The sequence below is a fragment of the Peribacillus deserti genome (assembly GCF_016909175.1).
Classification (GTDB): domain Bacteria; phylum Bacillota; class Bacilli; order Bacillales; family DSM-1321; genus Paraperibacillus; species Paraperibacillus deserti.
Genome location: NZ_JAFBFI010000027.1, coordinates 21,184 through 31,444, shown reverse-complemented (window position 1 = coordinate 31,444; position 10,261 = coordinate 21,184). Strand labels below are relative to the sequence as shown.

At 40.9% G+C, this 10,261-nt stretch carries 12 protein-coding genes; all 12 read left to right on the top strand.

Annotation, left to right across the window (positions count from 1 at the left end; all coding sequences use genetic code 11):
• Positions 1-207, top strand: a 207-nt coding sequence (locus JOC77_RS19395; protein WP_204547446.1) for a hypothetical protein, incomplete at its 5' end; no start/stop codon positions are given.
• An 830-nt stretch (positions 208-1,037) separates the two neighbouring features.
• Positions 1,038-1,598, top strand: a complete 561-nt coding sequence (gene rnmV / locus JOC77_RS19390; protein WP_204547443.1) for a ribonuclease M5 — start codon at positions 1,038-1,040, stop codon at positions 1,596-1,598.
• The gene (gene rsmA, locus JOC77_RS19385; RefSeq protein WP_204547440.1) at positions 1,591-2,469 is read left to right on the top strand and encodes a 16S rRNA (adenine(1518)-N(6)/adenine(1519)-N(6))-dimethyltransferase RsmA; all 879 of its coding nucleotides are present in this window, start codon (positions 1,591-1,593) and stop codon (positions 2,467-2,469) included. Before rnmV ends, rsmA begins: the two co-directional genes overlap by 8 nt.
• A 177-nt stretch (positions 2,470-2,646) precedes the next feature.
• Positions 2,647-3,531 carry a sporulation peptidase YabG gene (gene yabG, locus JOC77_RS19380; protein WP_204547437.1) on the top strand — a complete coding sequence of 295 codons (885 nt, stop codon included), beginning with the start codon at positions 2,647-2,649 and terminating at the stop codon, positions 3,529-3,531.
• 278 nt (positions 3,532-3,809) lie between these two features.
• The gene (veg, locus tag JOC77_RS19375; protein ID WP_101640702.1) at positions 3,810-4,079 is read left to right on the top strand and encodes a biofilm formation stimulator Veg; all 270 of its coding nucleotides are present in this window, start codon (positions 3,810-3,812) and stop codon (positions 4,077-4,079) included.
• 141 nt (positions 4,080-4,220) lie between these two features.
• Complete coding sequence (locus tag JOC77_RS19370) at positions 4,221-4,397, top strand: small, acid-soluble spore protein, alpha/beta type (protein WP_204547421.1); 177 nt, start codon at positions 4,221-4,223, stop codon at positions 4,395-4,397.
• 235 nt (positions 4,398-4,632) lie between these two features.
• On the top strand, positions 4,633-5,502 hold the full coding sequence (gene ispE / locus JOC77_RS19365) for a 4-(cytidine 5'-diphospho)-2-C-methyl-D-erythritol kinase (protein ID WP_204547418.1): 870 nt from the start codon (positions 4,633-4,635) through the stop codon (positions 5,500-5,502).
• A gap of 60 nt (positions 5,503-5,562) precedes the next feature.
• A complete protein-coding gene (gene purR / locus JOC77_RS19360; RefSeq protein WP_204547415.1) occupies positions 5,563-6,384 on the top strand; it encodes a pur operon repressor in 822 nt (273 codons plus the stop codon).
• A 14-nt stretch (positions 6,385-6,398) separates the two neighbouring features.
• Entirely contained in the window at positions 6,399-6,773 is a 375-nt protein-coding gene (locus JOC77_RS19355; protein ID WP_204547412.1) for a RidA family protein, read from the top strand.
• A gap of 558 nt (positions 6,774-7,331) precedes the next feature.
• Positions 7,332-7,625, top strand: coding sequence for a septation regulator SpoVG (gene spoVG, locus JOC77_RS19350; RefSeq protein WP_101640696.1), 294 nt, complete (start codon positions 7,332-7,334; stop codon positions 7,623-7,625).
• A gap of 242 nt (positions 7,626-7,867) precedes the next feature.
• Positions 7,868-9,241, top strand: coding sequence for a bifunctional UDP-N-acetylglucosamine diphosphorylase/glucosamine-1-phosphate N-acetyltransferase GlmU (gene glmU / locus JOC77_RS19345; protein ID WP_204547409.1), 1,374 nt, complete (start codon positions 7,868-7,870; stop codon positions 9,239-9,241).
• 16 nt (positions 9,242-9,257) lie between these two features.
• Positions 9,258-10,211: a ribose-phosphate diphosphokinase gene (locus JOC77_RS19340; protein WP_204547406.1), complete on the top strand. Its 954-nt coding sequence runs from the start codon at positions 9,258-9,260 to the stop codon at positions 10,209-10,211.
• The last annotated feature ends 50 nt before the right edge of the window (positions 10,212-10,261 follow it).

Sequence of the window (10,261 nt, the reverse complement as noted above, 5' to 3'; positions counted from 1 at the left end):
ACTTCCGAAAGGCATAAGAAAAGCGGCAGCAAAAGGCCGTTCTTGCCTTTTGAAGGCGATTGGCTTATGACCGAGGAAGTCAGTTCGGAGCTAGACGCTGCCAAAAGCGGAGAACGGTCCGAAGCGCAGCGGAGGAGACTTCCGAAAGGCATAAGAAAAGCGGCAGCAAAAGGCCGTTCTTGCCTTTTGAAGGCGATTGGCTTATGACCGAGGAAGTCAGTTCGGAGCTAGATGATACCAAAAGTGCAGAACGGTGCTTTTCAAAGAAGAGGTGTTTTAAACACTATGTTGAAGGATTTATATATTTGCAAATTACATTATAGAAAAGCAGACATCCGACAAGCATAAGGCGAGCAGGCATTGTGAAGCGGTTTTCTTCACAAGGACTGATTGACTTATGACTCGAGGGTGTCAGTTCGGAGCTAGATTTAACCGAAAGGTGCTTTTTAAAGCAACTTATCTATTCACCATGTATTCTTATCAAAATAAGTCAGTTCGGAACCAGACATAGCCAAAAGCAGATCAAGGTGCATTTTTAATCGCAAGGTACATTTATACAAAAGAAGACTTCTGAAAGCATAATTATGCCTTTTGAACCGTTTGGCTATGAAAGATAAAGTCTATTCGGAGCTGGAACGCCGCCTTTCAAAACTATTGATAGCTGCCTTTCGATAAAGAAGACTTGCTGATTGACGAGCATTAGCGAAGACAAAAAGCTTAGTCACACTTATGCGTTAGCAAGGCATAATAACGTCGTCGCAGGGCGTGTACATCCTTTCGAAGGTTATGATATAACTCGGGAGCTCGGGTTTAATAAAAATGTTAACACTTTACATCCCAATAAATGGGGGATGAGCATATGTAGAAGTCTGGACAGGGTGTCAGTCATGAACCAGCCATAAATACGAGAAGGAAAACGATGCTGTTAGCAGGATGCGTAGAAGGGTAAAAATAAAACATAAACTGCCTTTTTAATTGCAATTCTATAAATATAGACGATGAACCATAGTGACAGGTTTCATAAATCTGGAGGAAAAATGAAAATTAGAGAAATAATTGTTGTTGAAGGAAAAGATGATACAGTGGCTATTAATCGGGCGGTTATTGCTGATACGATCGAAACCAATGGTTCTGCGGTCAGCCAGTCCGTTATAGACCAGATTAAGCTTGCTCAAGCTACTCGGGGTGTGATTATTTTCACCGACCCGGATTTTCCAGGAGAAAAAATCCGTCATACAATCACTGCTCAGGTGCCCGACTGTAAACATGCATTTCTGTCAAAGGAGAAAGCCCGCCCTAAAAATGGAAAAGGCATAGGTGTCGAGCATGCCAGCCCTGACTCTATAAGAGAAGCATTGAAGGAAGCCCATTTAATGACTGAACACACTCATTCTGAAATCAGCCAGCAGGACTTGCTGGAGGCAGGATTGATTGGAGGAAGCGGTGCTCGGGAACGCAGGGAAAAGTTAGGTCTTCTCCTTAAAATAGGCTATACCAATGGAAAGCAGCTTTCTAAGAGGCTGCAGATGTTCCAGATAGCAAGAGATGTGTTTATACAGGCCATCATGCAGATCAAACAGGAGGAAGAAAATGAATAAAGATATCGCGACTCCCATAAGAACCAAGACGATACTCGAAAAGCATGGCTTTTCATTCAAAAAAAGCCTGGGTCAAAACTTTCTTATAGATACAAATATTCTTAATCGAATTGTTGACTTTGCTGAGTTAACAGCTGAAAGCGGAGCGATTGAAATAGGGCCAGGCATTGGAGCTTTGACAGAGCAGCTGGCAAGAAGAAGTAAAAAGGTGGTCGCTTTTGAAATTGATCAGCGTCTTCTTCCTATATTAAATGATACTTTACACCCATATGACAACGTCAAAATAATTCATCAAGATGTATTAAAAGCCGATTTATCCGAAGCTATACAAAGTGATTTTGAAGCATTTAAGGATTTAATGGTAGTGGCCAACCTTCCATATTATGTAACAACTCCGATTATTATGAAATTTCTCGAAGAGCGGCTTCCGGTAAGGGGAATTGTAGTAATGCTGCAAAAAGAGGTAGCTGATCGTATTTCTGCTAAGCCTGGAACAAAAGAATATGGTTCTCTCTCCATTGCCATTCAATACTATACTAAGGCTGAGACCGTAATGATTGTACCTAAGACTGTATTTGTTCCGCAGCCAAATGTCGACTCTGCCGTAATCCGTTTAACGATGAGGACTGAACCAGCCGTTCAGGTAAAGGATGAAAACTTCTTCTTTACCGTAACGAGAGCAAGTTTTGCTCAAAGAAGAAAAACCATTCTAAATAACTTAGTTAACCAGCTACCAGACGGAAAAGAGAAGAAGGATCAGATACTAGAAGCTCTTTCAGAGTCAGGCGTTGATCCTGGCAGACGAGGAGAGACTTTATCGATTCCGGAATTCGGAAAACTCAGCGATAGTCTGTTTGCTTACTTTCAATAACTATACGTAACTAAGGAACCCGCTGGATTTGCGGGTTTTTTAGTGTTTCCATTTAAGTGTTTTCACCAATTATTCTTTTCCCGCATAGCCTATCAAGGAGCATTGCAAAGCTTTAACAGATCAGACTGTAATGATGCGAAAGAAAAGGTCAGTTTCCCTAACCATGAGGTGAGGAGTATGAGTATAAAAATAAATGATATTGTCGCCCGAATATCTTTTAACTGTGATATTTTATTTCGGGTAATTGACTTTAAGGAAGAGAGTGGAGGGCTTCAAGCTGTCCTATATGGAGAGGATGTTAGACTGATTGCAGATGCTCCTTTTCATGACTTAAAGCTGATGAATGTACAAGAGCAAAGTTTTAGAAGAAAACAGGAAGAGGCCCTTCTAGAGAAATCCTTTTTACTGTTTTCCCAGGACTATGAATTGCTTAAAATGAGAAGAGATTATGATGCTACCGGTGGGTACAGGCATAACGGAGATTATTTTCAGATTCCCGGAAGAGTTCTTCATATAGATGGGGATCCAACCTATTTGAAAAAATGTATGGATCTATATGAAAAGGTGGGAATACCAGTACAGGGTATTTATTGCAATGAAAAGGAAATGCCTCAAAAGATTATTCCAATGTTAGAACTTTATCGTCCGGATATATTAGTCATTACTGGCCATGATTCTTACTCTAAAGCTAAAGGTAAGAAGAATGATTTAAATGCTTACCGGCACTCCAGACATTTTGTTCAAACAGTAAGGGAAGCAAGAAGGAAAATCCCTCACCTGGATCAGCTCGTGATTTTTGCGGGAGCCTGTCAATCTCATTTTGAATCTCTTATACAGGCAGGTGCTAATTTTGCAAGTTCCCCTTCAAGGGTGAACATCCACGCGCTTGATCCTGTTTATATTGTAGCTAAGATCAGCTTCACTCCTTTTATGGATCGAATCAATGTGTGGGATGTATTAAAAAATACATTAACAGGAGAGAAAGGGTTAGGAGGCATTGAAACAAAAGGAGTGCTTCGTACGGGTCTGCCCTTTAACCCTGTTCAGCAGAATGAAGAATAGCTGCAAGCCGAGTGTATTTAGCGGCTTGTTTTTTATATAACCTTTTTTATTCGACAATATCTGATAGCTATCATGTAAGAGAAATTAAGAAAATATAAGTTTTTTTAAATTAAATACATATTTTTCGACAAATAGGGTAGAGTAAAAATGTAGTTTTTTGCAATTATGGTTTATAAGAAAATCATTGACAAACAAATTTAAGAATTGATATAATTTATATTTTTGTTTGACTGAAGGTTATGATTTGTGATATACTACACTTAGTGAGGTGGACCTGAATGCCAAAAACTTTAGCTGATATTAAAATTGCCCTCGACTCAAATCTTGGGAAAAGGCTTCTTTTAAAAGCGAACGGTGGAAGAAGAAAAACAGTCGAGCGGTTAGGAACATTAGCAGAGACGTATCCTTCTGTTTTTGTTATTGAGCTTGATCAGGATGAAAATGCATTTGAAAGAGTCTCCTATAGTTATGCGGATGTTCTAACAGAAACTGTACAATTAACCTTCTTTGATGAAACAGCAGGAAGCGTGGCTTTAAGCGGGCAGTAAACGAAAATTGTTTACTGCTTTTTTATTTGCCTAAAAACGATGCAGAGGGCCGTTTCAGTTTATTTCTAATAATACCCTCTTATGTTTTAGATGACCCTGCTTAAACTATGGATGTCGCAGTATGAAAAGGAGTTGTTCCAAATGGGCAGAAGAGGCGGAATGATGTCTGAATCATTTAAGGAAGAACTGGCTAAAGATCTTGGATTTTATGATGTTGTCCAAAAGGAAGGCTGGGGCGGCATTAGAGCAAAGGATGCTGGAAACATGGTAAAGCGTGCAGTAGAACTAGCTCAGCAGCAAATGCTTAACCGTTCTTAAGGAACGCCGAGACCATTAACAAAAACCCATACTGCGGCACAAGAACCCGGCCTATCAGCTTTAGCTGCGGCCGGGCTTTTTCATGGGGAAAAAGTGATTGCATTCAGGGTTCCATTGGTAAAAACCACAATATAATTGAACTGCTATTTGAATGCCCTTGAAAAAAGCTTTAGAATAAGCTTAAATATGATAAAATGGACAAGAATTTTTAAGAGACGTAAAGTAGGTGAAAAAGATGAAACTTATGGAGAAAGCACCTGCTAAAATAAATTTGGCTTTGGATGTGCTTTATAAGCGTCCTGACGGATATCATGAAGTAGAAATGGTGATGACTACGGTTGATTTGGCTGACAGGATAGAGCTGAGTGATTTATCGAGTAATGAGATTCGTATTATTTCACATAATCGGTTTGTTCCTGATGATAATCGGAATCTAGCTTATCAGGCAGCAGCCCTTTTAAAAGAGAGATATAATGTCCGGACTGGAGTTAGTATAGCAATTGAAAAAAATATTCCTGTTGCTGCAGGACTCGCAGGCGGGAGCAGTGATGCAGCGGCGGCACTAAGAGGGCTTAATAGGCTTTGGAAGCTCGGCTTAAGCCTGGATGAGCTTGCAGAGCTTGGTGCGGAGATTGGCTCTGATGTTCCTTTTTGTGTTTACGGCGGAACGGCTCTTGCTGCAGGCAGAGGGGAAAAAATTAAACATCTGCCAGTACCACCAAAATGCTGGATAATTTTAGCTAAGCCTACTATTGGTGTGTCTACAGCTGATGTATATAGAAAACTGAATGTTGCAGATGCTGATCATCCTAATATAGAGGAAATGATTTCAGCGCTTGATCAGTCCGATTACCGAAAAGTATGCTCTAACCTTAAAAACGTATTAGAGCAAGTCACGCTGCACACAAATCCTGAAGTGGCACTTATAAAGGATCAGATGAAGAGATTTGGGGCGGACGCGGTCTTAATGAGCGGAAGCGGGCCAACTGTATTTGGCCTGGTGGAACACGAATCCCGGGTTCAGCGGATTTACAACGGGTTAAGGGGCTTTTGTGATCAAGTGTATACAGTCCGGATTCTCGGTGAGCGAAACAAGCTTGAATAAATCCGTACATTAATGTTATATTAATTAAAAATATTCGGTTTTTAAAACGAGGTGCCGCTATTGAAATTTCGCCGGAGCGAAAGACTTGTTGATATGACACATTATTTGCTCGACCACCCATTCCAGCTTGTGCCCTTAACTTTTTTTGCCGATCGGTATGGTTCTGCTAAATCATCCATTAGTGAAGATTTAACGATTATTAAAGAGACCTTTGAACATCGCGGAATCGGGAGATTGGTTACTGTGCCCGGAGCTGCGGGAGGAGTCAAATATATTGTTAACAGCCACAGAGATGAAGCGCATGCATTTATTAATGAAATGTGTGAATCAATAGCAAATCCTGACCGCCTCTTACCTGGCGGATACTTGTTTATGACAGATATCTTAGGAGATCCCCAGGTCTTAAAGAAAGTAGGGCGGTTAATTGCTTCAGCATACTCAGATAAATCGATCGATGTAGTGATGACTGTCGCCACAAAAGGAATTCCCATTGCTTATGCAGCAGCCAGCTACTTGAATGTGCCAGTAGTTATTGTCAGAAGTGACAGCAAAGTTACAGAAGGATCCACTGTCAGCATTAACTATGTTTCGGGTTCGTCCAAACGGATTCAGACAATGGGTCTCTCCAAACGAAGCCTTGCTCAAGGATCAAGAGTTCTCATTGTGGATGACTTTATGAAGGCGGGGGGTACCATTAACGGTATGGTAAGCCTTTTAGAGGAATTCAATGCGGCTGTAGCAGGTATATCTGTGCTTGTTGAATCAGAGAATGCTGAGGGCAGGCTTGTGAATGATTATTTATCTTTAGTAAAGCTTTCGGATGTGGATGTAAAAGAAAAGAATATTACGGTTAAACCAGGAAATTATTTTGATCGATCATAAGGAGGTTATTGGCTATGAAGGCTGTACATACTACTGAGGCTCCTGCTGCTATTGGACCTTATTCTCAAGGGATTGTTGTTAACAATTTATTTTTCAGTTCAGGGCAGATTCCGTTGACAGCACAAGGAGAACTGCTGCAAGGGGATGTAAAAGAGCAGACTCATCAGGTTTTTAATAATCTTATGGCCGTTCTAAAAGAGGCTGGTGCAAGTCTTGAAACGGTTGTAAAAGCAACGGTTTTCATTAAGGATATGAATGATTTTGCGGAAATAAATGAAGTGTATGGAGAGTATTTTGCCGCTCATAAGCCAGCGCGTTCGTGTGTGGAGGTAGCCAGACTGCCAAAGGATGTACTGATTGAAATTGAAGTTGTAGCGCTCGTGAAATAAAACGGGCGTTTTTTTTGTTCAAGTTGAGTTGTTGTTTACGCTCCAGGATGCTCGCTTTCCGCGGGGCGGGCGTTGAGCCTCCTCGTCGCTTAAGCGACTGTGGGGTCTCACCTTATAGAAAAGCGGAGGACGGTGCTTTTCACGAACTAACTTAATTGAGACAAAATGATATGCTCTCTATTTATGAGGTAGAATCACACTAGAAAAGCAGTCACCTGACAGGCATAAGACAAGCGGCAGCGAAAAGGCGCTTTTTGCCTTTTGATGGCGATTGGCTTATGACCGAAGGTGTCAGTCCGGAACTGGACAATACCCGCTGCTCCCGCAGGAGTCTCGCACCTTCCGCTCCAATGAACTCATTAGATTGGATTCACAATACCATTTAAAAGCAAACAACATTTTATAAAGGCATAACAGTGTGAATAAATTCCAAATCGCAACCGAAAAGACCTAATTTTTCTAAAAATTTTATTTTTTAAGAAGGAATATTACATTTAACGTTGAATTATTAATACAAGCCCAAAAAGCTTGCCCAAATATTTCAAGGTGGTGTAAATAATGGAAGTAACAGACGTAAGATTACGAAGAGTGACTACCGATGGCAGAATGAGAGCTATTGCATCCATTACATTGGACAATGAATTCGTTATTCATGATATCCGTGTAATAGACGGAAACAATGGATTATTCGTTGCAATGCCAAGCAAGCGTACTCCTGATGGAGAATTTCGCGACATTGCACATCCGATTAACTCTTCTACTCGCAGCAAAATCCAGGATGCTGTATTAGCTGAATACCATCGTCTAGGTGAATTGGAAGTTGTGGAACTTGAAGAAGCAGGAGCTTCCTGATCTTAGCAGATAAAAAAGAGTAAATACGCATCAAGAGCCTGCTTCCTAAGTAAGGCTCTTTTATTTTTGATACCCCTTACATTCATGTTAAACCACTTTGTTTAATCCACCGCTCTATTCTCCAGTTAATTGGAAGCATTCCACCTTATATGAAAAATATATGTACTTTTTCTTGTATCCTTGAAAACCACACGCTTTTAAGATATATTCGTAATGGATAAAAAGGTAAACGGAGGCCTGTTATGAATAATCGCTATGCAGTAATTTTGGCTGCCGGCCAGGGTACACGAATGAAATCGAAGCTTTATAAGGTATTACACCCTGTTTGTGGAAAGCCGATGGTGGAGCATGTCGTTGATGAAATATCAAAGCTTGAAATAGAAAGTACCGTAACCGTTATTGGTCATGGAGCTGATTTAGTTAAATCTCAACTGGGAGACAGGAGCAAGTATGTTCTTCAAGAACAGCAGCTTGGAACGGCTCACGCTGTTATGCAGGCGGAAGATCTGCTTGCAGGCAAAGAAGGAACCACGCTGGTAATTTGTGGTGATACACCCTTGATAAGAGCGGAAACAATGGAGCTTCTTGTTGCACAGCATGAACAAAGAAAGGCAAAGGCTTCTATACTTACAGCTTATACGGAGAATCCAGCTGGATACGGACGAATCATCCGGAACAGTGACGGCTTAGTCGAGAAGATTGTTGAACATAAGGATGCAACCAATGAAGAGAGACAAGTAAAAGAGATCAATACAGGTACTTATTGTTTCGATAACAAGGCTTTATTCGAAGCTTTGAAACATGTATCCAATGAAAATGTTCAGGGTGAATACTATTTGCCGGATGTCATCGAAATTCTTAAAAAGAATAATGAGACAGTAACAGCGTACCAGACGGAGGATTTCTCTGAAACGCTTGGAGTGAACGATAGAGTTGCTTTATCTCAAGCGGAAGCCACTATGCGGAAACGTATAAATGAAACACATATGAGAAATGGTGTTACGATTATCGATCCGCTTAATACTTACATTTCAGCAGGGGTGTCAATTGGGCAGGATACCGTTCTCTACCCTGGGACAATTCTTTCCGGTGAAACCAAAATCGGGAATGAATGTGTAATTGGTCCTAATACAGAAATTAAAGATTGTGTGGTTGGGGATAATACAACTATCCGCCAATCGGCCGCATATGAAAGCAGCATCGGCGCTGATGTTAATATCGGTCCATTTGCACACATTCGTCCGAGCTCTGATATAGGTGATGAGGTAAAGATCGGCAATTTTGTTGAAATTAAAAAGGCTGTCTTTGGAAAAGGAAGCAAGGCCTCTCATTTGAGTTATATAGGTGATGCCGAAGTTGGCAGTGATGTAAATATCGGCTGCGGCTCAATTACTGTTAATTATGATGGAAAAAATAAATACCTGACTAAAATTGAAGATGGTGTCTTTATTGGCTGTAATTCAAATCTGGTAGCGCCCGTTACTATCGGAAAAGGGGCATATGTTGCAGCAGGTTCAACTATAACCGAAGATGTTCCAGGTGAAGCATTATCCGTCGCCCGTGCACGCCAGGTCAATAAGGAAAATTACGTTCAGCATTTAAAATTTAACAAATAACCACTGGAGGTTCAGCATGTCTAATCAGTACCTTGATCCAAAAATGAAAGTTTTTACTCTCAATTCCAATCAGGGATTGGCAAAGGAAATTGCCAAATTTATAGGTGTGGAACTTGGGAAATGCTCAGTTACTCGCTTCAGTGACGGGGAAATTCAAATTAACATTGAAGAAAGTATCCGGGGATGCGATGTATTCGTCATCCAATCTACAAGTGCACCTGTAAACGAGCATTTAATGGAGCTGCTGATCATGATCGACGCTTTAAGACGTGCTTCAGCAAAAACCATAAATATTGTGATGCCATACTATGGGTATGCCCGCCAGGACCGTAAAGCACGTGCACGTGAGCCCATCACTGCTAAATTAGTAGCTAACCTTCTGGAAACTGCAGGTGCTAACCGGGTTATTACCCTTGATCTGCATGCTCCTCAAATCCAAGGGTTCTTTGATATACTTATTGACCACTTAATGGGTGTTCCTATACTTGCTGAATATTTTAGGACAAAGGACCTCAATGATATCGTTATTGTGTCTCCGGACCATGGAGGGGTTACCCGTGCTAGAAAAATGGCGGACCGCTTAAAAGCGCCAATTGCCATTATTGATAAACGCCGTCCAAGGCCGAATGTGGCAGAAGTGATGAATATTGTCGGGAATATCGAAGGCAAAACAGCGATTTTGATTGATGATATTATTGATACTGCCGGTACCATCACCTTAGCGGCTAATGCCCTGGTAGAAAATGGAGCATCTGAAGTATATGCATGCTGTACTCATCCAGTTTTATCCGGACCAGCCATTGATCGAATTAACAATTCAAAGATTAAAGAACTTGTTGTAACGAATTCTATTGTGCTGGCTGAAGAGAAAAAAATAGACAAAATTGTTGAACTTTCCGTAGCTCCATTAATCGGTGAAGCGATCATCCGTGTCCATGAAGAGCAATCTGTGAGCACTCTGTTTGATTAATATATTCCTTAAAAGGCTTGCCATCCACGGCAGGCCTTTTTTAGATGTTA

What these genes read in the sequence shown, in the direction of transcription:
- rnmV (WP_204547443.1), top strand. Translation starts at nt 1,038, where the DNA reads ATGAAAATTAGAGAAATAATTGTTGTTGAAGGAAAAGATGATACAGTG.
- rsmA (WP_204547440.1), top strand. Translation starts at nt 1,591, where the DNA reads ATGAATAAAGATATCGCGACTCCCATAAGAACCAAGACGATACTCGAA.
- yabG (WP_204547437.1), top strand. Translation starts at nt 2,647, where the DNA reads ATGAGTATAAAAATAAATGATATTGTCGCCCGAATATCTTTTAACTGT.
- veg (WP_101640702.1), top strand. Translation starts at nt 3,810, where the DNA reads ATGCCAAAAACTTTAGCTGATATTAAAATTGCCCTCGACTCAAATCTT.
- JOC77_RS19370 (WP_204547421.1), top strand. Translation starts at nt 4,221, where the DNA reads ATGGGCAGAAGAGGCGGAATGATGTCTGAATCATTTAAGGAAGAACTG.
- ispE (WP_204547418.1), top strand. Translation starts at nt 4,633, where the DNA reads ATGAAACTTATGGAGAAAGCACCTGCTAAAATAAATTTGGCTTTGGAT.
- JOC77_RS19355 (WP_204547412.1), top strand. Translation starts at nt 6,399, where the DNA reads ATGAAGGCTGTACATACTACTGAGGCTCCTGCTGCTATTGGACCTTAT.
- spoVG (WP_101640696.1), top strand. Translation starts at nt 7,332, where the DNA reads ATGGAAGTAACAGACGTAAGATTACGAAGAGTGACTACCGATGGCAGA.
- glmU (WP_204547409.1), top strand. Translation starts at nt 7,868, where the DNA reads ATGAATAATCGCTATGCAGTAATTTTGGCTGCCGGCCAGGGTACACGA.
- JOC77_RS19340 (WP_204547406.1), top strand. Translation starts at nt 9,258, where the DNA reads ATGTCTAATCAGTACCTTGATCCAAAAATGAAAGTTTTTACTCTCAAT.